The 26,179-nt window shown below is 70.2% G+C and carries 22 protein-coding genes and 1 pseudogene; 13 read left to right on the top strand and 10 right to left on the bottom strand.

The features are described from left to right. Window positions 1–111 precede the first annotated feature (111 nt). From ABGB01_RS16545 to ABGB01_RS16535, 3 genes are all read right to left on the bottom strand, one after another. Complete coding sequence (locus ABGB01_RS16545; protein WP_347774203.1) at window positions 112–270, bottom strand: hypothetical protein; 159 nt, start codon at window positions 268–270, stop codon at window positions 112–114. 249 nt (window positions 271–519) lie between these two features. Then, window positions 520–1,182 (bottom strand): DUF3558 family protein, encoded by a 663-nt coding sequence (locus tag ABGB01_RS16540; protein WP_347774202.1) that lies wholly within the window; start codon window positions 1,180–1,182, stop codon window positions 520–522. Between the two features lie 229 nt (window positions 1,183–1,411). Beyond that, window positions 1,412–4,213 (bottom strand): AAA family ATPase, encoded by a 2,802-nt coding sequence (locus ABGB01_RS16535; RefSeq protein WP_347774201.1) that lies wholly within the window; start codon window positions 4,211–4,213, stop codon window positions 1,412–1,414. Window positions 4,214–4,670: 457 nt separating this feature from the next. Between ABGB01_RS16535 and ABGB01_RS16530 the strand changes: the two genes are divergently transcribed. From ABGB01_RS16530 to ABGB01_RS16520, 3 genes are all read left to right on the top strand, one after another. Beyond that, complete coding sequence (locus ABGB01_RS16530) at window positions 4,671–6,875, top strand: FUSC family protein (protein WP_347774200.1); 2,205 nt, start codon at window positions 4,671–4,673, stop codon at window positions 6,873–6,875. A 256-nt stretch (window positions 6,876–7,131) separates the two neighbouring features. Continuing rightward, complete coding sequence (locus ABGB01_RS16525; RefSeq protein WP_347774199.1) at window positions 7,132–8,052, top strand: MBL fold metallo-hydrolase; 921 nt, start codon at window positions 7,132–7,134, stop codon at window positions 8,050–8,052. Between the two features lie 22 nt (window positions 8,053–8,074). Further along, window positions 8,075–9,565: a carboxylesterase family protein gene (locus tag ABGB01_RS16520; RefSeq protein WP_347774197.1), complete on the top strand. Its 1,491-nt coding sequence runs from the start codon at window positions 8,075–8,077 to the stop codon at window positions 9,563–9,565. Window positions 9,566–9,673: 108 nt separating this feature from the next. On the opposite strand, the gene ABGB01_RS16515 is transcribed toward ABGB01_RS16520, so the two are convergent. Next, window positions 9,674–10,249 carry a hypothetical protein gene (locus ABGB01_RS16515; protein ID WP_347774195.1) on the bottom strand — a complete coding sequence of 192 codons (576 nt, stop codon included), beginning with the start codon at window positions 10,247–10,249 and terminating at the stop codon, window positions 9,674–9,676. Between the two features lie 166 nt (window positions 10,250–10,415). After that, the gene (locus tag ABGB01_RS16510; protein WP_347774194.1) at window positions 10,416–11,060 is read right to left on the bottom strand and encodes a hypothetical protein; all 645 of its coding nucleotides are present in this window, start codon (window positions 11,058–11,060) and stop codon (window positions 10,416–10,418) included. 132 nt (window positions 11,061–11,192) lie between these two features. On the opposite strand from ABGB01_RS16510, the pseudogene ABGB01_RS16505 reads away from it, so the two are divergent. After that, window positions 11,193–11,366 (top strand): annotated as a pseudogene (locus ABGB01_RS16505) (helix-turn-helix transcriptional regulator); the annotation flags it as partial. 170 nt (window positions 11,367–11,536) lie between these two features. Continuing rightward, window positions 11,537–12,187 carry a class I SAM-dependent methyltransferase gene (locus ABGB01_RS16500; protein ID WP_347774192.1) on the top strand — a complete coding sequence of 217 codons (651 nt, stop codon included), beginning with the start codon at window positions 11,537–11,539 and terminating at the stop codon, window positions 12,185–12,187. A gap of 86 nt (window positions 12,188–12,273) precedes the next feature. Here ABGB01_RS16500 and ABGB01_RS16495 read toward each other — a convergent pair whose 3' ends face one another. Further along, window positions 12,274–12,522 carry an SCO4226 family nickel-binding protein gene (locus ABGB01_RS16495; protein WP_347617650.1) on the bottom strand — a complete coding sequence of 83 codons (249 nt, stop codon included), beginning with the start codon at window positions 12,520–12,522 and terminating at the stop codon, window positions 12,274–12,276. Window positions 12,523–12,613: 91 nt separating this feature from the next. On the opposite strand from ABGB01_RS16495, the gene ABGB01_RS16490 reads away from it, so the two are divergent. Further along, a complete protein-coding gene (locus ABGB01_RS16490; protein ID WP_347774191.1) occupies window positions 12,614–12,856 on the top strand; it encodes a hypothetical protein in 243 nt (80 codons plus the stop codon). A gap of 147 nt (window positions 12,857–13,003) precedes the next feature. On the opposite strand, the gene ABGB01_RS16485 is transcribed toward ABGB01_RS16490, so the two are convergent. Continuing rightward, window positions 13,004–13,816, bottom strand: coding sequence for a TNT domain-containing protein (locus ABGB01_RS16485; RefSeq protein ID WP_347774189.1), 813 nt, complete (start codon window positions 13,814–13,816; stop codon window positions 13,004–13,006). Between the two features lie 718 nt (window positions 13,817–14,534). Between ABGB01_RS16485 and ABGB01_RS16480 the strand changes: the two genes are divergently transcribed. Continuing rightward, entirely contained in the window at window positions 14,535–16,001 is a 1,467-nt protein-coding gene (locus tag ABGB01_RS16480) for an erythromycin esterase family protein (protein WP_347774188.1), read from the top strand. 62 nt (window positions 16,002–16,063) lie between these two features. Here ABGB01_RS16480 and ABGB01_RS16475 read toward each other — a convergent pair whose 3' ends face one another. Further along, window positions 16,064–17,452 carry an MFS transporter gene (locus ABGB01_RS16475; RefSeq protein ID WP_347774187.1) on the bottom strand — a complete coding sequence of 463 codons (1,389 nt, stop codon included), beginning with the start codon at window positions 17,450–17,452 and terminating at the stop codon, window positions 16,064–16,066. An 84-nt stretch (window positions 17,453–17,536) separates the two neighbouring features. On the opposite strand from ABGB01_RS16475, the gene ABGB01_RS16470 reads away from it, so the two are divergent. Then, entirely contained in the window at window positions 17,537–18,340 is an 804-nt protein-coding gene (locus ABGB01_RS16470) for an AraC family transcriptional regulator (RefSeq protein WP_347774186.1), read from the top strand. Between the two features lie 28 nt (window positions 18,341–18,368). Continuing rightward, complete coding sequence (locus tag ABGB01_RS16465) at window positions 18,369–19,301, top strand: hypothetical protein (protein WP_347774185.1); 933 nt, start codon at window positions 18,369–18,371, stop codon at window positions 19,299–19,301. 76 nt (window positions 19,302–19,377) lie between these two features. Here ABGB01_RS16465 and ABGB01_RS16460 read toward each other — a convergent pair whose 3' ends face one another. Continuing rightward, on the bottom strand, window positions 19,378–20,277 hold the full coding sequence (locus tag ABGB01_RS16460; RefSeq protein WP_347774183.1) for an aminoglycoside phosphotransferase family protein: 900 nt from the start codon (window positions 20,275–20,277) through the stop codon (window positions 19,378–19,380). A gap of 174 nt (window positions 20,278–20,451) precedes the next feature. On the opposite strand from ABGB01_RS16460, the gene ABGB01_RS16455 reads away from it, so the two are divergent. Genes ABGB01_RS16455 through ABGB01_RS16440 form a run of 4 tightly spaced genes read left to right on the top strand, consistent with a single transcriptional unit; the run spans window position 20,452 to window position 24,443 of the window. Continuing rightward, window positions 20,452–21,153: a VWA domain-containing protein gene (locus tag ABGB01_RS16455; RefSeq protein ID WP_347774182.1), complete on the top strand. Its 702-nt coding sequence runs from the start codon at window positions 20,452–20,454 to the stop codon at window positions 21,151–21,153. Beyond that, entirely contained in the window at window positions 21,150–22,193 is a 1,044-nt protein-coding gene (locus tag ABGB01_RS16450) for a protein phosphatase 2C domain-containing protein (RefSeq protein WP_347774181.1), read from the top strand. The genes ABGB01_RS16455 and ABGB01_RS16450 overlap by 4 nt, the downstream gene beginning before the upstream one ends. Before the next feature lie 36 nt (window positions 22,194–22,229). Next, window positions 22,230–23,252, top strand: a complete 1,023-nt coding sequence (locus ABGB01_RS16445) for a hypothetical protein (RefSeq protein WP_347774180.1) — start codon at window positions 22,230–22,232, stop codon at window positions 23,250–23,252. Next, complete coding sequence (locus tag ABGB01_RS16440; RefSeq protein WP_347774178.1) at window positions 23,253–24,443, top strand: FHA domain-containing serine/threonine-protein kinase; 1,191 nt, start codon at window positions 23,253–23,255, stop codon at window positions 24,441–24,443. Here ABGB01_RS16440 and ABGB01_RS16435 read toward each other — a convergent pair. Next, entirely contained in the window at window positions 24,433–25,977 is a 1,545-nt protein-coding gene (locus ABGB01_RS16435) for a hypothetical protein (RefSeq protein WP_347774177.1), read from the bottom strand. The two genes, ABGB01_RS16440 and ABGB01_RS16435, sit on opposite strands and share 11 nt — an antisense overlap. Window positions 25,978–26,179: the final 202 nt, after the last annotated feature.

Here is a 26,179-nt window from a genome sequence, read left to right as displayed (position 1 = left end):
CCGCACCCCGCTGAACCAGGCGAACAGCTCCGCCTAGAGAAACGCCCTCCAGGCGCCTACACCCATGTCAGCACAGGTCAGGAGCTAGATTCGGGCCTCCAGGCCGCGGAATTATGTCGAACCCGGGTTGGTGGGGACGTAGCTGTTCACCACCCGGGTGTAGTCGCCGCTGGTGCAGTCGATGGCGGAGGTGGCTGCGGACGCGGGAGTGGTGGTGAGCGCGGCGCCCAGGACGCCGGCGGCGGCGAGAACGGAGATCTTGCGCTTCATGCCTCTCCTATCCGTGCGGTTACGCTCCAACTGAGTAGTTGAAGGCTGAACTGATTCTTGCTTGATCAACCGCCTCCGGACAAGGCCGGGCAAAAAAACGTGTGATGCCGTACCCCTCGCACAGCCATTCCTACGGCATGGTCAATGCCGTCGAGCCACGCCCGACCACCGTCTGCCCGATGCGGCGGGCCCCACATGTGCCGCCAATGCCGAAGCCGGCCAGCCCGAACAGGTATCCACGAACAAGGCTCATCGGAGGTGAGACAGGATCGCTTTCGCGAACTTGGTGGCCAGAGTGGGGGCATCCGGCCCTGGGACGTCCTCGCCCCAGGGGAGGACCATGAGTCTGAAGGACTGCTTTCTGCCGACGGAGACGAACAGGACGTATGTCTCTCTGCCGTGATCCGTGCTGCTGCCCAGCAGCGCCCGGTGGCCGCTGATGTTCTTTCGTGTGAGGTGCTTGAACTTCTCAGCCTTCGTCTGATCCGTCGACGTGTACGGGGTGAAGGTCACCAGCCCGCCCCTCGCGCCCCACTGGCAGGACTTTGCGTCCCAGTTCGGTTGTCTCCCGTCGACGAAGATCCAGAGCTTGCTCTTGCGGGCGTCCCCGTCGTTGATTGCGCGGCAGGGATGCTGGGCAAGCTCGGCAAGGGTGAGTCGACCACCGGCCGCGGTGCTCGACGGTTTCACGGAACCGGTCGGGGCCGGGGTGCCCGCGTCGGTCGACGCCGCAGAGGCGGCGGGGCTGGTCGGAGTGGTGCCGGATGGCCGGTGCGTGTCCCCGCCTGTTCTGCTCCCGTCCTGCGCGCTGCACGCGCCCACTGCGGATGACGCCAAGAACAGGGCCACGACCAAAGCCATGGCCAGGCCCGGGCGGTTCCTGGTGGATGCCTCATCGGCTGATCGCGTCACGAGGGGAGGATATCCGCGCTGTGTCGGGACCGCTCCTGGAGCGACGGCCCGCCCCAGGCCGCAAACAACTGCCTGATCTCTGCATCCAACCGGGCCCGGCGCTGGTCGCGGGGCGAGGGCGTCGAGCCTGCATGTCAGGCGTGCTGCCTCGGTTCTACCGGCCGGATCGCCTTGTACTTGTCGTACTGCCAGGGACCTACGGCGACGAGCCGATGTGGCCGCAAATCTGTCAGACCGGGACGCGGCCGTGGTGTCCGTTGGCCGACTGCGCCTCGGCAGGCGTCAGCCTTCGGTCGTCGATGGCCGGCTCTCGGCCCTGGGCGCCGCCATCCGACAGGGTGCCTTCGATCACGTCGCGAAGTTGTGCTCGGGCGGTGATGCCCAGTTTGGGGAACACCCGGTAGAGGTGGGAGCCGACGGTACGCGGCGACAGGTAAAGCCTGTCCCCGATCTCCCGGTTCGTCAGGCCGCGGGCCGCGAGCTGGACGATCTGCTGTTGTTGAGGGCTGAGCTCGGTGAGGGCACCGGGCACTACGCCGCTGGTGGCCTCGATGCCGGCGGCTCGCAGCTCTGCCTTGGCCCGCTCGATCCATGGGCGCGCGCCAAGCCGCTGGAAGGTTTCGAGTGCCGTGGTCAGCAGGGGGCGGGCCTCGGCGATGCGACGTTGCCTCCTGAGCCACTCACCGTAGTCCAGCCGTGTCTGTGCCCGCTCGAACGGCCACTGCTCGCCCGTGTCGTCCGCCAGCGCCGCCCGGAAGTACGGCTCCGCGTGGTCCGGTTCAGCGAGCAGGGCACGGCCTCGGTTGAGCAGTGCGGTGATCCGTGCCGACGTGCCGGGGCCGAGGTGCCGCGCCGATCGCTCCAGCAGTTCGGCGGCGTCCTCCCGTCCCCCTCGGCGGACGGCCGCCGCGGCGAGTTCGGCCAGGACGGTGTAGGAGACGTGGTAATGAACCGGATCGCCGTCGTCGGTGAAGGCGGAGCGGAACTGTGCGTACGCGGTGTCGTAGTCGCCCTCGGCCACTGCCGTCAGGCCCAGGGCCCGGCGTGCGGAGACCGCGATGGAGCGGCTCTCCAGCGGATCGACGAGGGCCAGCGCCCGCTCGGCACCGCGTCGCGCGTCGGCCGCCTCGCCAAGCAGCGCGAGCACCGTCGCGTCGAGCGCATGTACACACGCCTCGGCGTGGTCCAGCCCGGCCGCTGTCGCCACCGCCGAGATCTCGGCGGCCACCGTGCGGGCGTCGGACCACCGGCCCTGCTCCAGATAGGCCCAGCCGACGGCGCTTCCCAGGCCGTCCGGCAGCGAGCCACGGGCCTGCCACCGGTCGTACGCCTCGTCGAAGGTCCTGACGGCCAGGGCGGTCTGGTCGAGGATCCAGGCCACGATGGCGAGCGCGGTCAGACTGCCGGCGTCGTCCTTGGCCTCGGCGATGAGTCCGGGCAGCGCCGGGACGAGGCGGGCTCCCGCGCCGTGGGGGTCGGAGACGGCCGGCACCCAGGCGCGCAGGGCGCCCCTGTCGGTTGCGTCGGGTATGGCGGAGAGCAGCTTCTCGATCTGCTGTCGCTGGGCCTCCTCGCCCGAGTAGTAGCGGACCACCGCGGCTGCGGCGAGCGCGTCCAGGACGCGGGGCGAGTGGGTGGCCGCCGCCTCGTCCGCGATGCGGGTCAGCAGGGCGAAGGCCGCCGCGTGGTTCCGGCGCAGGGTCATGAGCTGCCCGGTGGCCAGCCAGGCCCTGCTGATCAGTGCCGGGTCGTCACTGTGCTTGCGGACCTCGGCGGCCAGGCGTTCCACCCAGCCGAGCTGACCGGTGAAGACGGCCATGACGGCGGCCTCGGTCAGCAGCCGTGCCTGGTCCGCGCGGCGCGGGCTCAGCTCCGCGGCGCGCTCCAGGGCGGCGGCAGCGGCCGCGTAGCCGCCCCGGCGCCGCGCCCGGTCGGCCGTCTGCCGCAGGGCGGCCGACACGTCCTCGTCGGGACGCGTGGTCGCGGCGGCGAGGTGCCAGGCGCGGCGGTCGGGCTCCTCGCTCAGCTTCGCGAGAGTGAGATGTGCCTGCCTGCGTTCCTCGAAGGAGGCTGCATGGTAGACGGCCGAGCGGATGAGCGGGTGGCGGAAGGAGATCCGGGTGCCGTCCTGGCGTACGAGGCCGGCCCGCTCCGCGGGGGCCCACGCCTTGTCGTCGACCTCGGGGAGTCCACGAGAGGCTGTCGGCGCGTCTGTCGCATCAGCGGCCGCGAGCAGCAGCAGGGGGCGGCGAGTTGCCTCCGGCAGGAACTTCGCCTGCTCCGCGAAGATCCGCTCCAGTCGGTCGGTGACGGGCAGCGGGCCCTGCACGCTGCCGCCGCCGGAGTGCCGGGTCGCGCCGGCACGGGCGAGTTCGATCAGGGCCAGTGGATTGCCGGCCGCCTCCTGCAGGATGCGCACCCGGTTTCGGCCGGTGGGTGGCGTCGGCTGCCGGTCGAGCAACCGATTCGCCGCCTCACCGCTCAGCGGAGCGATCTCCAGGCGCTCGTATCCCTTGTCAAGCCCGGGCAGCGGGGCCGCGGCGCGCACGCCCACCAGCAGCGTGACGGGTTCGGTGTCCATGCGCCGGGCCACGAAGGACAGAACGTCCAGCGATGCGCGGTCGATCCACTGGGCGTCATCGACCACTATGAGCAGCGGCGCCGGTTCCGCCAGGTCCGACACCAGGGTGAGTACGGCCGAACCGACGAGCACGCCATCGGGGGCCTCGGTGCGTTCGTCCAGCCCCAGGACGATGCGGAGCGCGGCGCGCTGCCGCGGCGGCAGGCTGTCCAGCTCGCCGAGCACCGGGCGGAGCAGTTGATGAAGGCCCGCGAATCCAAGGCGTGCCTCGGACTCGCTGCCGACCGCTCGCAACACCCGTTCGCCCTCGCGCCGCGCGTGGTCAGCCACGAAGTCGAGCAGCGCGCTCTTGCCGGCACCGGGGTCGCCCGTGAGGATCAACACCTCGCTGCCGGACCGGCCGGCGGCGACCCGCCGCATGATTTCCGCGGTCTCGATCTCCCGGCCCACCAGCGACTGATCAAGATCGCGTGTCGAACCCTGGTCCCCTCGGTCCCGTCCACTGTTTTCCACAATGCTCCAGGAATTGAGATATGCCCGGGACATAGCGTGGGAGTATTTATGCCGGGCGCCGGTTCTGAAAATGTGTGTTCAACAACGCTTGAGCCGCCCGGGATATTCCGGCTGTCCCGATGTGTGTTCGGCACCGCGCCCGTCCCGTCCCTCCTGCCCCACAGCCCCTGGCCTGGCCGACGGGATTACGGCGGCCCTTTCAGTCGGGTGACTGATACCGGTCGGCGCTTGCAGTGCGCACGATGGTGGGTATCCGGAAAGCGGCCTGTCACACGCCCGCTGCGATTCCGGCGACGCAGGACGTGACGAGCAATTCCCTCGGAGTGCGGAAATGGACAGCGTAAATCCTTCACGTTCCCTGAGCCGGCGCAGTTTCGCCGGAATCGCAGCGGGCGTGTGGGAGCGCTTGGCCGTCGTCGACCCGGGGCTGATGCGTCTTGCCTCCGCGATGCGCGCCGTCCTCGGCGCCGCCGCGTCCCTGACCGTCCTGACGGCCCTGGGGCAGTCTGACACGTCGTTGCTGGTCGGCGGGTTCACCGCGATGGCGACCTCGCTGGCTGTCAGCGACCTGCACCCGCGCAACCAGCTCATCACGCTGGGACTCGGGGCTCCGCTGTTCCTCGCGGCCCTGGCCGCCGGGGCCGTGCTGAGTCCGTACCCGGTCACTGCGGGGATCGTGTTCCTCCTGCTGATCTACGTCGCGGTCCACGCCCGCCGGTACGGCGCCATCGGGCAGGGAGCGGGCGTCTTCGGCTTCATGGCCTTCTTCCTGGCGCAGTTCACCGGGGCACGAGCGGTCCAGCTGCCGCAGCTGGGTGCGGCTGTGCTCGTCGCGTTCGGTGCCGTCGTGGTCGTTTGCCACTGCCCGGGACACATGACGTCGTCCCGCGTCCTGGCCCGGCTGCAGCGCACCTTCAACGGGCGGCTGCGCGACGTCCTGCGGGACACGACCGTCATGCTCACCGCCGGACAGGACGCCGGCACACTGGGCCTGTCGTTGGAGCGCCGTCTGGACAGACTCCACGCGGCCGTGCTCCTGATCGGGGACTTTCTCGGTGAGCGCGCGGTCGACGAGGCCGCCGACGACCAGATCCTGCAGCACATCTCACGCGCGGAGGTGGCTGCCCAGCGGCTCGCCGTACTCGCGGTCCGCGCGGCCCGTACACCGGCGGCCGCCGGAGATCTCGCGGAGCCGGCCGCACGGCAACGGCTCGCGGCACGGATCGCGGTTCTCCGCCACCAGCTCACCCCAGGCACGCCCACCGCTCTCGGGCAGCGAGAGCGGGAACCTGAAGACGGCCCGGCGATCCCGTCGGCCGCGTCCGCCTCGTTGCAGGACTGTCTCCAAGGGATCGATGAACTGGCCGCGGCCATGCGCCTTCTCGGTCCGCGTGCCAGCGCCCCGGCGGCAACCGGGGCGGCTCCGCACGACCCCGTCACACCGCGGACACGGGCGTTCAACGTCAGGCGATACCGCGAAGCGGGCTTCGAACGCCGCGGACGGAGAACGACCCGGCAGGCCCTCCAGGTGACCGCCGCCTCCGCGCTGTCCATCCTCGGCGGTCACCTGGTGTCCCCGGACCACTGGTACTGGGCCGTCCTGACCACGTGGGTCGTGTTCATCAACACCGAGAGCACCGGCGAAGTCCTGCTGCAAAGCGTGCGCCGGCTGGCGGGCACCGTTCTCGGCGCGGTGTTCGGTTACGGCCTGGCCACCCTGGCCGGACCGTACGAACCGCTGCTCCTGGGGCTGCTGCTGGCATGCATGTTCGGGATGTTCTACACCCCGGCGGACGCCTACTGGGCGGTGACGTTCTTCATCACCGGCATGCTGAGCATGCTGCTCGCGCTGCTGGACACGTTCTCGACGGACGTGCTCGTCCTGCGCGTCCAGGAGACCGCACTGGGAGTCTCCTGCGGCGTCCTCGCCGCCGTGGTCGTGGCTCCCATCACGGTCCGCCGGGCCGGCGACGAGGAGCTGCTCCGCTTCCTGCTGGTCCTCAGACGCCTGCTGTACGCGACGACGCGGAGCCTGGACACCGGCACCACGACGAGCCTGATACGCGCGGCCCATGACCTCGACCAGGCACTGGAGTCCTTCCGCAAAGCCTGCCTGCCGCTCGTCCACCCGTTCAATCCCTGGCGCGGGCGTCGTGACCGCGCCCGCCATCTGCTGGAGGTGCTGGAAGCCGGTGCCTACCACGCGCGGAGTCTGGCCGCCGTGGCCGGGCGCCTCCCGCAGTGCGACGACGCCGAGTACGCCGCCCGGGTCACTGCGGCGGCCGGCCACGCGCAGGAGAGGGTGACGCACCTGATCCGCCTCGCGAACCGTCGGCCGGGCGCCTCCCGCTCGGCACGCCCCAAGGTCACCGGAGCACTGTCCCTGCTCTCCGGCGAACGCCGTATGCGTCGCGGGGGACCGTCGCCGCAGCGCCTGCTGCTCCACATCGACCATCTCGACATGACGTTGGCGGCGCTCGCCCGAGCCCTGGACCCGCCCGTGCCGGCTGCCGCGCACCCGCGCCCGCCGGCCCGCACCTACCCGGCCGATTCCTGTGGACCAGCGCGAGGACCGTGGTGTCCAGATGCAGTCACGTGACTCATACCGCAACACGCCCCGGCCGACGCACCATGGGTGAGCAGGGTCGTCCACGGAACGGACGCGTACCGGGCGGCCCTGTTCCCGCCGGCGAAGACCACGGCCTGATGCCCCGCACCTGACCGCGGCGGCGTACCACCTGAGGCCGTAGACGCCGCGGCCGCAGTCAGGCGGATTGCCCCCGCAGGGAAGCGGCCCCCCGTTTCCGGCCGCGCCCGCGGCCTCGAGCACGGAACCGATCGAACTGGAGACGATCATGGACACCATCACCCTGGGCGACGTCACGCTGACCCGTGTCCGGGAGTACTTCGGTCCTGTTGACATGACGCCCGAGGTGTTCTTCCCAGAGAGCCCGGAGGAGGCGTGGCAGGCCCACCGTTCCTGGCTGGTGCCCGACTTCCTGAACGCGGAAACCCGGATCGTCAACTCGGCGATCCAGACCTGGGTACTGCGCAGCGAGGGCAGGACCATCCTGGTCGACACCGGCGTCGGCAACCACAAGGACCGCCCGTACGCACCTGTGTGGAACCGGCTGAACACCGACTTCCTGGACAACCTCGCCCGCGCCGGAGTCCGCCCCGAGGACGTCGACATCGTGATCAACACGCACCTGCACATCGACCACGTCGGTTGGAACACCTATCTCAACGGCCGGACCTGGGAGCCGACGTTCCCCAACGCCACCTACCTCATGCCCAAGGCGGACTTCGACTTCTGGAACCCCGCCAACGAGCACAAGCCTCGGCTGGGCCGTGGCAACCAGAACGTCTTCGAGGACAGCGTCGCCCCCGTGCACGAGGCCGGCCAGACCCGGCTCTGGGAGGACAGCCACCGTATCGACGGCAACCTGCGCCTCGACCTCGCCCCGGGCCACACGCCGGGCTCGTCGGTGCTGACGCTGGAGTCCGGATCGGACCGGGCCGTCTTCGTCGGCGACCTGCTGCACAACCCGCTCCAGATCCACGAGCCCGAATCCAACAGCTGCTTCTGCGAGGACCCCGCCGGAGCCCGCGCCACCCGCCGCAAGCTTCTGGGCTGGGCGGTCGACAACAACGCCCTGGTCATTCCCGCGCACCTGGGCGGCCACGGCGGCGCTGAAGTCGTCCGCGAGGGAGACAAGTTCGCCATCAAGGGCTGGGCGCCTTTCGCCCCGTACACCGTGACCGAGCAGGTCTGAGCCCCGGAGGAAAGGCACCACCATGAACCACCACCCCGGCCCCGTCGTCACCACCGCGCGGGGAGCCGTCCGCGGCCTGCGCCAAGGCGCCGCCCTCACCTTCCTGAACATCCCTTACGCCGCCCCGCCCCGCGGCGCCGGCCGCTTCGCGCCGCCGCAGCCGCACGAGCCGTGGGACGGCGTGCGGGACGCCACGGCGCCGGGGCCCAACGCGCCGCAGTCCGAACGCAAGCTCGGCAGTGTGGACATGTCCCCCTACTTCGGCGCCGGTTGGAGCCGCGGGCAGGACTACCTCACTGTCAACGTCTTCACGCCCGCCGCCGGCGGTGACGCACTGCCGGTCATGGTGTTCGTCCACGGCGGCGGGTTCGTCGCCGGCTCGACGCGGTCGCCGATGTACGACGGCTCCGCGTTCGCGCGCGACGGCGTCGTCCTGGTCACCCTCAACTACCGGCTCGGCATCGCCGGGTTCCTCGACATCCCCGGGGCGCCCGCCAACCGCGGCCTGCTCGACGTGGTCGCCGCGCTGCGCTGGGTGCGGGAGAACATCGCCGCCTTCGGCGGTGACCCGGGCAACGTCACCCTCTTCGGCCAGTCGGCCGGGGCGACCATCGTCGGCGGCGTCCTCGCCACCCCCGAGGCCGCCGGCCTGTTCCGCCGGGCGATCGTGCAGAGCGGCAGCGGCCTGGGCGCGTTCACCACCGAGCAGGCCGCCCGCGTCACCAAGGCGGCGGCCGAGGCCCTGGGCGTCGAGCCCCATGCCGGCGCCTTCGCCGGCGTCTCCGACGAACACCTGGTCGAGGCCGCCTCCCGGCTCGCGGGCATCGACCTGCGGACCCAGGCCCACAGAGACCCGCTGATCGGACTCAGTCCTTTCAGCCTCGTCCTCGACACGCAGCCGGCCGAATCCGTCGCCGCCGGCCTGGGCGCCGGCGTCGACCTGCTCGTCGGCACCAACACCGAAGAGGGGAACCTCTATCTGGTCCCGGTGGGCAAGTACGCCACCTCGACCGCCGCCGACGTCGATGAGGCGGCGGCGCGCTCGCACCTGGATCCGGCGCGCCTCATCGAGACCTACCGCAGGTCGCGCCCCGAGGCGTCCTTCGCGGAACTGCGCTCCGCCATCATGGCCGATGCCCTGTTCGGCGCGGGCAGCCGCGCGCTGGCCGGCGCACACGCCGCCCATCCCGGGTCCGGCACGTACGCCTACGAGTTCGCCTGGCGCTCCCAGGCCCTGGACGGAGAGCTCGGCGCCACCCACGCGGTCGAGTTGCCCTTCGTCTTCGACCTCGCGGACCGGCCCGAGCTGAACGGCCCCAACGCCCTGCTCGGCCCCGGCCAGGCCCCGGCGGACCTCGCCACCCGCGTACACGAGACCTGGATCCGGTTCGCCAGGACCGGCAATCCCGGCTGGGACCCGTACGACACCGAGCGCAGGGCGACCATGCGCATCGACGCGGAGTGGACCCAGATCGACGACCCCCGCGCCCAGGAACGCCAGGTCTGGAGCTGACCCCTCACCTGTGTTCTGCCTGCTCACCCCTTCAGACGCCCGGAGGAGTTGTCGCGCACCGCATATCCGCGTCCACCGGCCGGGCAGGCTGCGGAAAGTTCTGCTGCGTCACCTGTTGCGGCGCGACCGCCGGAAGAGGACCACGCCTATGGGCAGCCAGAGCACGGCCGCGGCGACCGGGCCGAGCGCGATGGACAGCCCTTGCACCGTGGCCCAGTCGAGCAGCAGTGCCGCGGCTGAGTTGCGCGGCAGGTCTGCGATGAGCGTCTGGGCAAGGAACATCAGGGGAAAGCCCACCGCGAAGCCCAGCAGCATCAGACTCACCACACCTGGCTGCCAGTACGGGCGCCGCAGCAGAAAACTCGCGAGGTACGAGGGCGCGAGCAAGATGCCAGGCCCGCTCACCAGCAGGACGGCGAGCACAACTAGGTCGAGGTCGTCGTACACGAACCGGCAGGCCGCGCTGAGAGCGCCGCACACGATCGGCACCACGAGACCGAGCAGCCGAGCGGCCAACCCGTCACGTGCGAGCGCGCGCCAGTAGACGAACTCCCACATGAAGGGGTTCCCGCCCGGCCACGCGCCCCCGACGGGCCGCGTCAGTACCGCGTGCGCGGACAGGGGGTACAGCCGCCGCGACCTGGCCTGCCAGTCGTCCCCGCGCCGCCGGCCCATTGCTCTCATCCTGCCTCCTTATGAGGAACTTGTCGCTACATGCCTCTGAGCCCTCTGGTGAAAGGGTCGTCGACCAAGATCAAACTTTCGGATCAGAAGGCCATGCTGTAGCGCGCGTAGTGATCGCCGGGCGGAGTGAACTCCATGCCGTTCTCATCGAGCGCGTTGTGGACCGTCACGTGGCCGTTCGGGTTGAACATTCGGTGATTGTGCCTGGTGTCGTCGCCGGGGCATCCCCGGGGCCCTCGGTGCGTTCACGCGCCTGGCCCGCGTCGGCGGCGAGGCCGACGAGTCGGGCGCTCTCGTGCCACAGGCGTTCCACGCGCTCCAGGGCGGTGGTGTGCGGTGCGGTCTCGACGGCCCGGCGTTTGACGAAGAACATGCCTGTCACGCCCTCGACCTCGTCGGCAGTCGCCAGCCACAGCGGGGTGTCGGCGCCGGTGGCGGTCCCGGGTGCGAACAGGCCGCGGACTGAGCCGAACACCTTCAGCGCGCCGCGATCGTGCCGGTTGAGGCGGCCGCCCTTGATGATTCCCGGATGCGCGCCGTTCACGGTCGTGCCGGTGCCGGCGAGCCTGGACGCCAGTGCGTACACGAACATCGCGTTCATGTTCTTGGTGCGGGCGTAGGCGACGAACGGGCGGAAGCTGGGCGGCCAGCCGAGTCCGCGTCCTGCCTCCAGGTTGAGGTCGTCGAGATCGACCGGGACGCGTGTGAGCCCGCGCGGAGACCCACCGACCACGACGAACCGGCGGGGCCTGGCCGTCGGATGTTCCGCGAGGCGGCGTAGCAGCAGGTACGGGGCGAGGTGGTTCGTCACGAGCGTCCGGTGGAACCCGTCGGGAGTGCGGTCGTCGAGCGGAGCGATGACCGCGGCATTGCTCACCACGATCGACGGCATGCGCTCGCCGAGCCGATCCGCGAGTGCCCGTACCGCGGCGAGGTTCGCGAGATCGATCGGCTCGGTTTCCAGGTCGACGTCGGACTGCGGCGTACCGCCGGATTGCGCCGTGAGGAACTGGCCGCCATTGCCGGGATCTCGGTCGACTATCTCGTCCGGCTCGAACAGGGACGGGCGCGGAACCCGTCGACGCAGGTGCTCGCCGCGCTCGCCCGTGCGCTCCGCTACACCGCCCGCCCGCACAGCGAGGACGCGAGCAAACTCGACCTGCTCCGCGTCACCGCCGAGACCGAGACCCCGAGCCGGCCGAGCGCGGCTCAGGGCAGTTCCTGACCGGAACCGGCCTGCCGTACATCGGCTGAACCCCCGCCCGGGGTCGGGTAATTTGATCGGCTATGACCGAAGCCGGCTTCCTCGAAACGACCCGCAGCGCCTACGACGCGAGGGCGGCCGAGTACAGCGAGATCTTCCGTGACCCTCTCGCGGGCCAGCCGCTGGACCGGGCCCTCATCGACACCTTCGCCGACCTGGTGAAGGCGACGGGCACCGAGTCCATCGCCGATCTCGGGTGTGGGCCGGGACACTACACGGCCTACCTCCACGCGCGCGGGCTCAACGCGTTCGGGATCGACCTGTCGCCGCAGATGATCGAACAGGCCCGCCAGGAGCATCCCGGCATCCCGTTCGAGGTCGGCTCCATGTTCGCCCTGGAGCTCGCGGACGGCAGCGTCGGGGGCGTCTTCAGCCACTACTCGATCATCCACACCCCGCCCGAGCGGGTGCCCGAGGTGTTCGACGAGATCAGCCGCGTGCTCGCACCCGGCGGGCATGTGCTGCTGTCCTTTTCGGGGACTGACGAGCCGTCGCAGGTGGCCGAGCCGTACGATCACGTCGTTGCGCCGGCCTACCGATGGTCCACCGACATGATCTCCGGCATGCTCCGTGAGCGGGGCATCGTCGAGACGGCCCGGCTGGTGTTTCCCGGCGATCAGGATGCGAGGCGCGGTTTCCCGAGGGTGTTCCTGCTGGCCGGCAAGACCGGCTGAAACTTGGCGAGCGCCATCATCTGATCATCCGGCGGAATCGGCACAGGCCTATCAGGTCGGGCTCGTCTGACGCGCTCGCTCGCCGGTCAGGCGGTCAGCGGCACCTTGTGGATCTCGTCGGCCGGGTGCCCCGCCCGCTGGTGGATGCGCTGGACGGCATCCGCGTCCGGCGCCTCCGACAGGCAGTAGACCACGCCCTCCTCAGGGTCGGCCCACGCGTGCTGGAAGGTCACCCCCTCCTCCTTCTGTATCGCGAGGTCGGCGGTGTGCGCCTGCTGGAACTGCTCGTTGGTGATGCCCTTCATGCCGTGATGCACGTCCATGAACGTCGCCATGGCTTCCTCCTCGGAGGCGTGATCTGCGGATCGTCTCCAGCCTATGGCGGCCCCTGGCGGACCGGCCCTCAAAACTTCGCCAAGAAGGCGCGTGCCGCCCCCACCCCCGCCCGTCGCCGGTCCGCGCCGTGTCCTGCTCGTGGGCGTGATGTGTCCGCTGGAGGTCGCCGAGCAACGGGAAGCAGGACGCCGCAACCCGCCCGGTTTGGCGCGCGGGCACTTCCGGACGGTCCACGACCATGGCGTCGCCTATGACATGACGGTGGACACCAGCACGGGAACACCCGCCGACCTGGCCAAGGCCGTCCTGTTGCGTCAGTCGGGCAGGCGGTGAACTTGTGCGGCCGCACTCGGCCGGGCCCAATGCCGCCAGGCCCGCTTGACCCGCGTCATGCGCGACGAACCAGTCCCCGTCTGCCGGTTGACCAGAACGAAGGCGTCTCCACCTCGTAACGGGCTTCCGTTGGCGAGCAGGACCGGTTCACTCGCCGGCGGCTACGAGATCGGCGGACGTGACCGGTGTGATCTCTTCCAGGTATCCGTTCTGCAGCAGCCAGCTCACCGGGACCTCGTCGTCCGTCTGCGGGAGTCCGGGGATGTATCTGCTGATCACGTGGAACTGCGTGCCGCCGCCCGGCATCTGGAACGCGGGGGCGGCCGGGCCCACCTCGACGCGGAACGACTTGAGCACCCGGAACGCGTGATAGTTGCACAGGTGCAGGAGGTCCTCGGGGTTGGTGTTCAGGTTCCGCGGCGGCAGCCCTCGCCTGATGAACAGGTCGCCCATCGGCGACAGGAACGCGCCCGTATATCCGCCGAACCGGTCGAGCTTCATGCCGGCCTGCAGGAAGGTCGTCTTGCGCAGCAGCCGGCCGTTCGGATAGTTGCCGGAGCGGCCGAAGCCGGCGTCAGGCGGGAAGCGGTAGTTGTTCGCGGCGTAGTCCCAGTAACGCGAGAGGAAATGTTGCGGGGAGAGGTGGCCCAGCGGCACGTAGCCGCGCAGGATCACACCCAGATGGCCGGTCCTCGGCAGGTTGGTCGGCCCGAGGTCGGGGTCGCCGGTGATGTAAGGGGGTCCGCAGACCCGCTGGCCGGACTGGGGGACAGTGGGCTGCCGGCCGGGCTTCTCCTTGCCGGGGGCCGGCGTCGGGCGGAGTTCCGGCTGCCGGGTGAGCCGGGTCTCGGACTGGACGGCGCTCTCGGCGCTCTCGGCGTGCGCGGCCACGCCGCTCATGGCGCCGAACATCGTGCATATCGCGGCGGCCAGCATGGCGCCCCGTCGGTTGTACCGCATAACTGTCCTGTCGATCCTGGATGGCGAACGAATGAGAAGTGATCACCAGCGAGTCGGCGACGCACCGGCCGACGGCGCGGACAGCCCATTCCTTTCGGCGTCCGGTAGGTCTGGCTGCTGACGGCACTGTCGGCCGAGAGTTTGGTTGTCCGCATTCTGTGCCCGGAAATGGGCGGCCGTGCGCCCGCATATATAGTGATCGACTCCTACATTCCCGCCATTACCGGAATTGCAATCTCAGGCAGCCTAAGAGGAAGGCAAAGAATGATCCGTTAAAGGTGACAAGACTGCCGTTCAATGGGTTTTCGCGAAATACGATGATTTGTGTGTAGTGTCGGATATGGGCACGTATGAAAGCATTTTTCGCGACGCGCCATCTGGGCCACTCCCTGCGACGGCGCGCCCTGAGGGTCTGCGCCCGCCACGATCCCGGTGGCCCCGGAGGTGTCCGCGCGGTGTCACGAGGTGGTGAGCATGGCGGCGGACATTCCTCCATTCTTTCCGCATATCACGCAAGCATGGAGCCATGCCCTCGATCCGAATATCTCGCCCGGCGTCGGTTACGACGCCAGAATCTTTACCTTCCACGACACTGATCCGGTACGGCGAGCGGGAAAAAGGAGTTCAGTCCACGGAGCACCCGGAGAGCATTGTGCGGCAATATTGCCGGATCGGCCGCGTGGACGAATCCAGCCCAACCGCGACGAGAGATCGATACATGCCATTCCTTCATGCCGGAGGCCGTACATCGCTGGCCTTTTTCGCCGCGCTCCTGACCGGCGGCGCGCTTCTCCTGGCACCCGTGCCGGCGCAGGCCGCCCCGTCGCAGGAGGCGGCGGTGGTCCGCGTGCTCGATCGGAGCGCGTACCCGCTGCGGTCCACGGACCCCAGGAGCGACCTGCGCGATCTGCGGCCGCTCGGCCGGATCGTCGGGGACGCCGGAGTGGTCGGGGTGGGCGAGGCCACGCACGGCTCGCACGAGTTCTTCACCAACAAGCACCGCATCTTCCGCTTCCTGGTGGAGAACAAGGGCTTCTCCAGCTTCATCCAGGAGGTGGGCTGGGGCAGCGGGCTGCGGCTCAACGACTACGTCGTGCGCGGCACCGGCAACCTGCGGCAGATCATGCGGGAGGAGTTCGTCAACGAGTACGCGCTCTGGAACAACGAGGAGTACTACGACCTCCTGCAGTGGATGCGCGCCTACAACAGCACCCACCGCGACAAGCTGCACTACGTGGGCGACGACGTCGTCTACTCCCACAGGCGGATCTTCCAGGAGATCTTCCCCTACGTCCGGGAGCGCCGGCCCGGCCTGCTGCCCCGGTTCCGGGCGCTGTACCGGGGGCTGATCCCCGTCGGGGACGTGAAGGAGTGGCAGGACCGCTACGACGCGCAGCCGCTGGCCGTGCGCCAGAGGCTGCTCCGCCAGGCCGAGCAGGCCCTGGCACTGCTGCGGACCCTACGGCGCGGACCGCACGACCGGGCCGCCGCCTGGGCGGAGCAGCAGGCGGCGGTCGTCGTCCGGATCGCCAGGTTGTCCGCCTCCGACGACCCCCAGGCCATCGCCAACTCCCGGGAACGGGGCATGGCCGAGAACACCGCCTGGTGGTACCGGAACATGCACAGCAAGTCCGTGTTGTCCGCGCACAACGCCCACATCGGCTACGTCGGCTTCGCCGGCCAGCACGACATCTACCGGCAGGGCGCCCGGCTGCGTGACATGCTCGGCGACCGCTACACGAACTTCGGGCTGACCTTCTACCAGGGCTCGTTCAACGCCTGGTCGGCGGAGTCGGGCCTGCAGGGACCGCTGCAGGAGTTCACCGTCGGCCCGCCGCCGCGGGTCAACAGCGAGACCCTGCTCGACCGGGTGCGCTACCGCGACTTCTACTTCGACATGCGCACCATCGGGCAGCCGGCCCGCGGCTGGCTGGACAGGGAGCGTCCGGTCCGCAACATCGGTGGGGCGTACCCGCAGGAGGACGATGTGCTCGCGCTGCGGCAGGCGTACGACAACCTGATCCACCTGCACCGGGTCACGGCGTCACACCTGCTGCCGCCGGCCGGGGACACGGTCCGCGCGGCGGCGCCCAGCGGTTCCGTGCCCGCCGGCACGGCGCCTCGTGGGGTGCGCCGCGACCACACCGCTGCAGGCAGAGCGCACGTCCGGCCAGGGACCGGGTGAATGCCGCTGCGGTTGTAGGGGGTCAATGCCGGGACGCTGTGACCTTGACGCCGGAGTCAAGGTCATGCGGTACGCCGAGCCAGCAGGGCGACCCGGATGGCGCAGGCCGTACTGATCGCGGCGAGGACGAGGCCGGCGGTGACCACCCGCAGGAGGCCGTCGGCGGAGGAGGGCGCCGCGAAGTAGACGCTTCCGAGCCCGGCGACGGCGGTCACCCCGGCGAGCAGCGGGCCGCTGGCGTTCAGTGCCGAGATCGCTGACGCGAACCGCGCCTCCACCAGGGAGGTGATCTGCGCGATCAGCGGACTGTATCCGGCGGCGTGGCCGGCCCCGGCAAGGAGCAGCAGCGGTATGGAGCCGATCGGGCTCCACTGGTCACGGTAGAGAAGCACCACCAGGGCCGACCCGGCCGCGAACATGATCGGTCCCGCGATCGGCAGCGCGTTCTGCAGCCACCGCGGGTAGCGGCTCCAGCTCAGGCTGAGCGTGCCGAAGCCGAGGGCGTACGGGACGAACGCCAGTCCTGCCTGGAGCGGTGAGTAGCCGAGCGCGGACTGGAGGTGCAGGGTCAGAGTGAGCAGGAAAACGGTGTAGCACCCCATGATGATCCAGCAGGCTGCCAGCCCTGGCTTGGTTCCGCCCGGCCGCAGCGCAGCGAGATCCAGCAGCGGGTGCCGCGCTCCGGCTTCGTGGCGGACGAACGCCACCAGCAGCGCGGCGCCGCACACCAGGGAGATCCACGCCCACGTGGGCCAGCCGTGGTCCTGGCCGAAGATGAGCGGGACGGTGAGCGCCGTCATGGCGACGGTCAGGAGGGCCACCCCGGCCAGGTTGAGGCGTACCGGCCGGCCCGTAAGGGAGTTCGGCAGGACGCGCGGCCCGGCCATCAACAGGATCACGCCGATCGGGATGTTGATCAGAAAGATGGGCCGCCAGGAGAGGCCGAACAGGTCGGCGCCGGCGACCAGCCCTCCGATGACCTGTCCCAGCGCGACTCCCAGGGCGAGCACCATGCTGTAGACGCCGATCGCCCGGCGGCGTGCCGTTCCCTCCCAGTGCATGTGGATGAGCGAGAAGATCTGCGGCGTGAGCAGTGCCGCACCCATGGCCTGGGCGATGCGGGCGAGCACCAGCACGGTCGCGTCAGGGGCCAGCCCGCACAGCAGCGACGCCCCGGTGAACCAGCCGAGCCCCAGCAGGAACGCACGCCTGTGCCCGATGACGTCGCCGATCCGCGCGCACGTGACCAGGAGCACGCCGGTGATCAGCAGGTAGCCCGACACGATCAGCTGGATCTCGGCGCCACTGGCGTGCAGGCCCTCGCGAATGGTCACCGCGCCCACGGACACGATCGACCCGTCCATGGACGCCATGGCCTGCCCGGTGAGCAGCACGGCCAGCATCCGGCCCCGGCGGGCAGCCGTCACCGGCGGAGGAGCAACAGTGAACATATATGCAGCATCGGCCGTTCGCGCCGCCCGGTCTTGAAGAAATATGCGGACGATACTGTCGGTGGCGCTGCGTAGGGTTGTCCGGTGCGTACGGCGAGAAGGCTGATCGAGAGCCCACACTTCGTGATCAGCGCGGTGGAGTGTGCGGACGACCACGCCGGCTGGTCGGCGCCCGAGACGTCATCCGCCGCCCAGATCGTGCTGGTGCGGCGGGGCCGGTTCCGCCTCGAGTCCCAGGGCCGGCAGCTGACGGTCGAGCCCACCACCGGCTATCTGCACCGTCCGGGGCAGGAGATCCGTTTCGCCCACCCCGCGGGCGGTGACGTGTGCACGTCGATCACGTTCACCGGTGATGTGCTGGCGGCCGGGCTCGATGCCGTGCGTTCTCCCGCGGTCCGGGTTGACGCGCGGCTCGAACTGGCCCACCGCCTGCTGCTGCGTCCTGGCGCCGACCCGGGCTTCGCCGCCGTCGAGGCTCTGTTGGACCTCCTGCTGCCGGCGCTGCGCGAGCAGCCCCAGGACGTGTCCCCGCCCGGGCGGCGGGAGCTGGCGGACCGCGCACGGGAGGCGATCGTCGCTGACGAGCCGGGCTGCGCCAGCCTGATAGCCCTGGCCCGGCGGCTGCGGACCTCCCCGTCCCATCTGAGCCACACCTTCCGCCATCACGTGGGCATGCCGTTGAGCCGTTACCGCAACCGCGTGCGGGTGAGCCGCGCGCTGACCCGCCTGGACCAGGGCGAGACGGACCTCGCGGCGCTCGCGGCCGGCCTCGGCTTCAGCGACCAGGCCCACCTGACCAGGGTCATGCGCGACGAGCTGGGTCACACCCCCGGCCGGGTCCGTGCCCTTCTCTCCCCGGATGCCGGCCCGTGCCGGCCGTCACCGTGACCTTTTCGATCTCGTCTTCGGAGGATCCATGTCCCGCCCCGAGCTTCCCCAGCCGGCGCCCGGCGAGGTGCTGCTGGTCTGCACGTGTTACGAGGACGGCAAGGCTCTGTACGGCGGGTTGCTCGACGAGATCGGCGGGCGCCGGGACGGCGACGTGCTCGTTCTCGGCGACAGCGGGGTGCGGCTCCGCCCGGTCGAGGACTCCGGATGGGACTACCTGCACGGAGGCAACGTCCCGGCGCTCATCCCTGATGGCGGCCCCGTGCCGCCGGTCGCCGTCCTGGTGGACATCCCGGTGGTTCATGGCGGAGACGGGCCCCTGCTGGTGGACCTGGCGGCGATCCCCGGTCGCGGGGTCCGGGTCGCGCCGGACCGGCTCGGGGAGATCCTGGCGGCCCTGCAGTCCGGCGCGCTCGCGTTCGACGACCTCGTACGCGACATGGACCGGTCGGGCATGTACCTCGGGGACGGCGGCCGGCCCGCCTTCCCCGTGCCGGCGGCGCCGCCGCACCGATCGTTCCCGGCGCTGCCCGCAACCGACCTCGCCCTGCTCGTCCGCACCTCCTTCGACGACGAGGACGGCTGGCGCGCCCTGCTGGACGAGCTGGGCGGGGTCGACGAGGACGGCCATGTCGGCATGGACGATGACGAGGTCGACGACGCACCGTTGGAGGCGCTGGTCGTCGACGACCGGGCCTTCGAGGGTCTCCAGCCTGGCGAGGTCCCGGTGCTGGTGCCGCCCGAGGAGCACACCACGCTGGTCGCGCTCGCCGACGGCCGCACCTTCGCCGAACCCGGCCGGCCGCTGACCGTGGTCGACCTGTACGACACCCCCGGGCAACCCGCCGTCCTCCCCTGCCGCATGGTCGGGTCGCTCGCGTGCAACCTGGAGATCGCCAACATGGACTTCCACGAGTACGTCGCCGAGGAGGGCGTGCAGCCGTGGTGGGAGTGTTCCTGAACCTCAGGCTGTTCTCGCGGTGGTCAACGCAGCGTCGGAACCGGGCCTGAAGCCCCGCTATCACAACGAAGGGCCCTCAGCCGATGAGGGCCTCGGTGATCTGGCGGGTGGTCTGCACGGCGATCCTCGGGTTGACGGCGGCGTAGGAGGTGTAGGCGTTCAGGCCGGTGGTGAGGGCCCAGCCGCGACCGCGGGTCCAGGTGGCGTCGTCCACACCGAGCGCGGCGCGGAAGGCGGCCCGGCTGGTGGCCGACATCAGGGTGTAGGCGATGGTGAGGTCGCAGGCCGGATCGCCGATGCCGAGCCCGCCGAAGTCGATGACGGCGCTGAGACGGCCGTCGAGGGTCAGCAGGTTGCCGGTGTGGAAGTCGCCGTGGAACCAGACCGGCGGGCCATCCCATGCTGGGGCGTTCAGGGCTTCCTCCCACAGGCCGGTCATGGCGGTGGCGTCGAACACGTCGCCGACCTGTGCGATGGCGGCCCGCGTCGCCTGATCGCGGCTCTGCAACGACTGTCCGGTGAGGTCGTCGCGGGCCTCCAGGGTCTGTACGTCATCAGGCGCGTACTGCTGGAGGGCGACCAGGAACTCCGCCAGTTGCACGGCCGCCGCGGACGAGTGGGCCAGCGCCTCGACGGTCGCCACCTCGCCGTCCATCCAGCGCGACACCGCCCACCGCCACGGGTAGCCGAAGCCGGGCTCACCCACTCCCACCGGCACCGGGATGGCCAGGGGCAGGTGGGGAGCGAGCCGGGGCAGCCACTCGAGTTCTTTGGCGGCCTGCCCGATGGCGCCGGCGTGGCGGGGCAGCCGCACGGACAGCTGCTCGCCCAGCCGGTAGATCACGTGGTCGGAGCCGGCCGGGTCGAGCAACCTCAGCGGCAGCCCGGCCCACTGCGGGAACTGCGTGTCGACCAGCCTCCTGGCCAGCGATTCAGTGATCGTGGGGCGGGAGTCGGCGGTGTCCGAGGTCGCCAAGAGCAACTCCTGAGATCGGCCCGCTCCGCGCGGCGGGCAGCGGAACCATCACAGTGCACCGCAAGCTTGCCTGTCGAACGGATTTCCGCGCCGGGCAAGCAGGTCCGGTAGGCCCGCATCCTTTCGTTCGCCGACCTTGCCAAGACCGGTAATCCCTATCAGGATGAAAATCCGATGACATCGGCTAACGGGCGCCCGCGCGCCTTCCCCTTCTACATCGTGTGCGACGTATCGCATTCGATGCACACCGCCCGCGAGGACGGACGGCCCACCCCCTTCGAGGTGTTGTCGAACTGCGTGGGGGAGTTGCTCTTCGAGCTGGAGGCGGGCGACCCGGGTGTCAGCGAGGCCGCGCACGTCGCCGTCGTGTCCTTCGCCGACAAGGTCGAGGTGGTGCTTCCACTGACCAGGCCGTGCGACGCGATCAGGGTCCCGGCCCTGCGGCCCGGCATGCAGACGGACTACCTGGCGGCTTTCCGCGGGCTGGTGAAGATCATCGAGAAGGACTACAGGAAGTTGTCCAGACACTTCGACGTACGGGCTCCGGTGGTCTTCTTCATCACCGACGGCGAGCCGTACGTCGGCGCGAACCATCAGGACGTCGAGATCTGGGGCCCCGCGCGCGATCGGCTGGCGAGCCTCGACCCGGCCCCGTACATCGTGGCCCTCGGCTTCGGGACGGTGCAGGAGGACACCCTGCGACGGGTCGCCACCACGCTGAGAGGGGACGTGCTGGCCTTCGCCGGCGAGGTGGCGACGGGAGCGGCCACGGTGCTGCACGGCATCGCGCAGGCCGTGTCCGACAGCATCAGCGCCTCCGTCAACAGGAACACGGCCGTTCTGCGCGGGCCCGCAGGGATGCGGCAGCTGAGATGATCAAAGCGGCGCTGGCGGGATTACTCCTGGTCATCGGCATCGGTCCGGTGGGAGCGCGGCCTGCTCCGTCGCCGGAGCCGACGGTGACGGTGACCGTGACGCCCGGCCCGGCACAGGAGGGCTGGCCGTTGTGGATCCTGTCCGGTGTCGCCGGCGCCGGCGCCGTACTTCTGGGGTGGTTCGTGCTGGCGCGCAGGAACCGTACCGCTGCCGCCGTCGACGGCAGGACGCCGCTCGGCCCGCCTCCCCAGCCGCTGCCCGTCCTGCTGGCGGGCGGCGCGGACTCGCGCGCCCCCGGCGTCGCGCTCGACGGCGGCATGCTCGCGCAGACCACGATCCGTGCCGTGAGCATCCGCGGGCGGCGCCATCGCTATCGAGGCGAGCCCCTGCAGGACGCCTACGCGGTACGGCTGAGCGCGGACGGACGGTGGGTCATCGCGGCCGTGGCCGACGGGCTGGGCAGCACGCTGCACGCCGAACACGCCGCCGCGGTGGCCGTACGCGCCGCCACGAACCTCGCCCTGACCTCCGACCCCGGCTGGCACGCGGCCTTCGCCACCATCGCCGGAGAGGTCATGCGCGCCACCTCCCGCTTCGCCGGCAGGGCATCGGATCCGCCCGCCACGACGCTGACCATCGCGGTGGTCCCCGCGGACGGCGGGCGCGGGATCGCCGCCTGCGCGGCCATCGGGGACTCGCCGGCGTTGTGGCTCCATGACGGGACGTGGACCGAGCTGTTCCCTCCGGACGGGCGGCGACCGGACAACGTCACGTCCGCCCTGCCGGACGACCTCGGTGAGCTGCGCGAGCGGCAGATCGACTGGCAGCCGGGCGACGTGCTCGTCCTGTGCAGCGACGGGTTCGGGACGGCCATGGGCGGCGGCGGCAGCGTGCTGGCCCGGCAGCTCGTCACATCGTGGAGCTCGCCGCCCGCGCTGCGCAGCTTCTACCGCGATGTGGGTTTCCATCTGTCGACCTACGACGACGACCGGACCGTACTGGCGTTGTGGGCGGGCCGCCACGACACGGCCGTCCTGTGACAGGAGTGCGGCGGCAGAACGATGAATCCCCCAGACGTGATCGACGAAGCGGATCTGACACCCCCCGCGGACGCCGATGCCTACTCCCTGCGCCCGGGAGGTCAGGCGCGCAGCCTGGCGCCGTGCGGGGTCAGCGGCGTCCCCGGCCGGTTCCTGTTCAAACGGTACGACGAGGAGACGCTGGCGGGGCTGGACGAGCAGGCCCTGCTGGCCATGGTGCGCTGGCGGCGCGAACTTCCCCGGCACGACCGCGCGACGCTCGACCAGCGTTGTGCGTGGCCGGTCGCGGCGGTCCGGCACGACCGGATCACCGGCATCCTGATCAGGCCCGCTCCCAGGCAGATGTTCGTCGAGCTGCGCGACCGGCTGGTGCCGCGGCACCTCGACGAGCTCACGCGGTCGCCCGAGCGGGTGAACGCCCTTCGCGACCACTACGGCACTCGGTACTATGAGCCGCCCTACAAGCTGGCCGTCCTCGGACAGTTGCTCGCGACGGTCCAGTGGCTGCACGAGCAGGGCTACGTGGTGGGCGATCTGCAACTGCGCAACGCCGTCTTCACCATCGACCCCGCGCCCGCGGTGTACCTGCTGGACTGCGACTCCTGCCTGCCGGTGGAGGGCCGCGGCGCCCTGGCGGAGGTCGATCCCGAGCAGTGGAAACTCCCCCGTGAAGGCGCGTTCACCCAGGAGTCCGACTACTACAAGTTCGCCTGGGCCGTCGTACGGTGCCTCCAGGAGAGCGCCGAGGCGTGGTCGCTCGACGAGACCGCGCTCGCCAGGGTGCTGCCCTTGCGGCACCGCCGCCTGATAAGGCAGTGTCTGGACGGTTCACCGGAATCAGTGGACACCGCGCGATGGCGGGCGGCCGGCGAGTCGTGGCAGTGGCTCGTCACTCCCGAACGCATCTACGTCGAAACCGACTCCAACCTGCGCGAGGCGTGGCGGCGGGGGAGGTCTGCGGTGGGGGACGGCTCGCGGGGCCGGCGCGGGGCGGTCGTGGTGCTGCTCGTCGTCCTGGCGGCGATCGCCGTCGTCGCAGCGGTCACGTTGGGAGCGTGAATGGACACCGGCGAGCCACGGCACATCGGGCCCTACGAGGTGCTCGGCCGCCTGGGTGCCGGCGGTCAGGGCACGGTCTACCTCGGGCAGAGCGAAGCCGGCCGGGTCGCGATCAAGGTGATCCACGCGCAGGGGGCGGCCGACCCGAGGGCGCGCAGGCGGTTCGCGGACGAGGTGTCCATCGCGTCGCGGGTGCCCAGGGCCTACACCGCGATGATCATCGATGCCGCCATCGACCGTGACCAGCCGTACATCGTGAGCGAGTACGTGGAGGGCCCGTCCCTGCAGAAGCTCGTCGACAACCACGGGCCGCTGTCGGGGCCCGCGCTCGAACGGCTGGCGACCTATACGGCCACCGCCCTGGCGGCGATCCACGGCGTGGGAGTCGTCCACCGGGACCTCAAACCCGCCAACGTCATCATCGGGCCGGACGGGCCACGTGTCGTGGACTTCGGGGTCGCCCGGGCCCTCGAGGCGACCGCCGTGATCACCACGCCCGTGGGAACCCCTGGCTATCTCGCGCCGGAGCAGGTGGTGGGGGCCGACGCCGAAGTGGGCTTCCCCGCCGACGTGCACGCCTGGGCAGCCACCATGTACTTCGCCGCCACCGGCAGGATGCCGTTCGCGGGCAGCAACGTGGCCGTCATCATCAACCGGGTGCTCAACGAGACCCCCGACGTGGCGGTGATCTCCGAGCCGCTGCGTTCGCTGGTCGCCGACTGCCTCGCCAAGGATCCGGCGCGGCGGCCGACCACCATGGAACTGCTCGGCCGCCTCGTGGGGCACCAGTCGGAGAACGCGCAGGCGACGGTGCCCCGCACCAGGATCCTGTCGGCCGTCATCGGAACGCTGAAGGAGACCACCACGCTGGGCAGCGGGCCCGCGGCCGACATCGTGATCGACGAGGAAGGGATCGCCCCGGCGCACGCCACCGTCCGCAAGGTGAGCGCCGGCTACCGGCTGCACGACCACAGCGGCGGCCTGGGGACGTACGTCGACGGCAGCCCCGTGCTCTACGCGACCCTGCGACCGGGCGATCGGTTCACGATCGGCACCGCGGTGCTCCGCCTCACCGAGGCGGGGGAGCTGGAGCGCGTACGGCTCGGCCGGATGCCCGCCGCGCGCTGGTGGCTGCTGCTGCTCCTCGTCGCGGCGGTGGCGCTGATGGCCGTCGTCGTCGTCACGGGATAGTCACGGGCGTGGGCGCGGTGATGTTCACGCGTTCCCCGGTCTTGGAGTCGAGGGTGAACGCGCCGCTGGCGCCGCGGATGACGTTGGTGCCGGTGAACAGGTAGAGCTGCCCGCGCACCGCCGCGGTGGAGGGCAGGCTGAGCTGGGACGGGTCGGCACCGATGGCGGCCTTCTGCACCGCCGTGGCCGCGGCGGTCACCGCGTCGTACGCCATGATCGCCAAGCCGCTGCCGAGATGCGCCGCGGAGAACGTCTCGCCATGGTGGGGCGCCACGAACTCGTCACGGAACTGCTGGTAGAGCTGGCGGTGCTCGTTGTCCTCGTGGTCGAGCCGCTTGGGGTCGGCGAGCGGCACGAACATCACCTTGATGGGCGCTTCCGGGTCGTGCAGCGACGGGTCGTCCGGATCCTGGTTCTGGGCGTCGTCGCCGGTGACCACGGTGATCGGCGTGGACCGGCAGGGCCGGTTGCGCAGGAGCTTGAGGAACGTCGGCATGAACGTCTGGCGGCCGGCGTAGAAGATCATGTCGGTCTTCGTGCCGCAGATCGTGTCGCTGATGGTCCGGAGGAGCGAAGGGCCGCCGCGCGGGTCGAACGGGAAACTGAGCCCGGACTCGTCGACGTACGGCTTCAGCCCGAGCTCCGGATCGAGAAAGGCGTCCTTCAACGAAAGGGCGTAAAGGTCCTTGGTGCCCTGCGGGGTAACGTCGGCCCACATCAGCGCCGCGCTGCCCTTGACCTTCTTGTCCTTGAGTTCTTTCGCGATGGCTTCGAGCTGGGCAGAGGTGCTGACCGCGGTACGGGTGAGACCGGGAATGGGTCCGCTGTCGTCGATTTCGCCGGTGGTGTTGAATCCGGCCGCGGTGATGAAGTCGGCCACCATCGGAATTCCGGGATCCTTGGCCAGGGCCCGCGCGGCGTCGATGCTTTCCTGCTGGCTCGGGCCCATTCCGGTGACCGCGACGATCTGACCGGGACTGCCCGTCGCGCCCGTCGCGGCGTTCTTCCGCACCGCCTGCACCGCCGTACGCCACTTCGAGCCGTCGTGGCCGGTGTTGGCCAGCACGAGCCGGATCTTGGGGAACGTCTCGGACTGGTTGGCTCGGTACTGGCCGATGAACGCCCCTTCGAGCTGGTGGAGAGCACGATCTCCGACCAGTCCGCGCGGGCCCGCCCCCATCGGGGCCATGAGCGCGATCGTGCTGTAGTCGGTGCCCTCGGTGACCTTGCGGTTCTCCGCCGCGATGACCTCGAGCAGCGACCGGTATTCCTCGCCCAGGACCATCGTCCCGTCGGCCGGGTCCATCAGCCCGACGCATTCGCCGTCGATGGCGACGACGTCCTCGCTCTGTGTTTCGCAACCGCCCCAGGGCCACCACCCCTGGGTGTAATTCACGAGTACGGCCGTGGATATCAGTACGGCGACAACAACGACGATCACCACGAGTTTGCGGCGTAAAAGTGTCCCCACCTGGCGTAAGAGGTGCCAGACGCGCGCGGCGAGTGAGGGTGCCGGTGCCGGTTCGTCATACATCTGGACTCCCACCCGTCACTGATGCCTTGACCGCGCTCTCCAGAATGTCGGTCGCACGCTTCCCCTCCCTGGGTCGACGGGCGCTTAAACTCTTCGTCATTAAAACGTGATCGATGAGGGCCCGACAACGGGCTTCGTCATGCGGAGCGTTTTTTCAGCGCCGTCGGTTTCCGGGAGCGCCGCGCCATCTCGGGCTGCTGGA

This window comes from Nonomuraea sp. B5E05, assembly GCF_039880665.1.
Taxonomy (GTDB): Bacteria; Actinomycetota; Actinomycetes; order Streptosporangiales; family Streptosporangiaceae; genus Nonomuraea.
This window is presented reverse-complemented; position numbering and strand designations above follow the sequence as displayed.

Coding starts and splice junctions, on each gene's coding strand:
- ABGB01_RS16480 (WP_347774188.1), top strand. CDS start 14,535: ATGCCATTCCTTCATGCCGGAGGCCGTACATCGCTGGCCTTTTTCGCC.
- ABGB01_RS16455 (WP_347774182.1), top strand. CDS start 20,452: ATGACATCGGCTAACGGGCGCCCGCGCGCCTTCCCCTTCTACATCGTG.
- ABGB01_RS16495 (WP_347617650.1), bottom strand. CDS start 12,522: ATGGCGACGTTCATGGACGTGCATCACGGCATGAAGGGCATCACCAAC.
- ABGB01_RS16520 (WP_347774197.1), top strand. CDS start 8,075: ATGAACCACCACCCCGGCCCCGTCGTCACCACCGCGCGGGGAGCCGTC.
- ABGB01_RS16485 (WP_347774189.1), bottom strand. CDS start 13,816: ATGCGGTACAACCGACGGGGCGCCATGCTGGCCGCCGCGATATGCACG.
- ABGB01_RS16515 (WP_347774195.1), bottom strand. CDS start 10,249: ATGAGAGCAATGGGCCGGCGGCGCGGGGACGACTGGCAGGCCAGGTCG.
- ABGB01_RS16545 (WP_347774203.1), bottom strand. CDS start 270: ATGAAGCGCAAGATCTCCGTTCTCGCCGCCGCCGGCGTCCTGGGCGCC.
- ABGB01_RS16435 (WP_347774177.1), bottom strand. CDS start 25,977: ATGTATGACGAACCGGCACCGGCACCCTCACTCGCCGCGCGCGTCTGG.
- ABGB01_RS16475 (WP_347774187.1), bottom strand. CDS start 17,452: ATGTTCACTGTTGCTCCTCCGCCGGTGACGGCTGCCCGCCGGGGCCGG.
- ABGB01_RS16440 (WP_347774178.1), top strand. CDS start 23,253: ATGGACACCGGCGAGCCACGGCACATCGGGCCCTACGAGGTGCTCGGC.
- ABGB01_RS16525 (WP_347774199.1), top strand. CDS start 7,132: ATGGACACCATCACCCTGGGCGACGTCACGCTGACCCGTGTCCGGGAG.
- ABGB01_RS16500 (WP_347774192.1), top strand. CDS start 11,537: ATGACCGAAGCCGGCTTCCTCGAAACGACCCGCAGCGCCTACGACGCG.
- ABGB01_RS16450 (WP_347774181.1), top strand. CDS start 21,150: ATGATCAAAGCGGCGCTGGCGGGATTACTCCTGGTCATCGGCATCGGT.
- ABGB01_RS16465 (WP_347774185.1), top strand. CDS start 18,369: ATGTCCCGCCCCGAGCTTCCCCAGCCGGCGCCCGGCGAGGTGCTGCTG.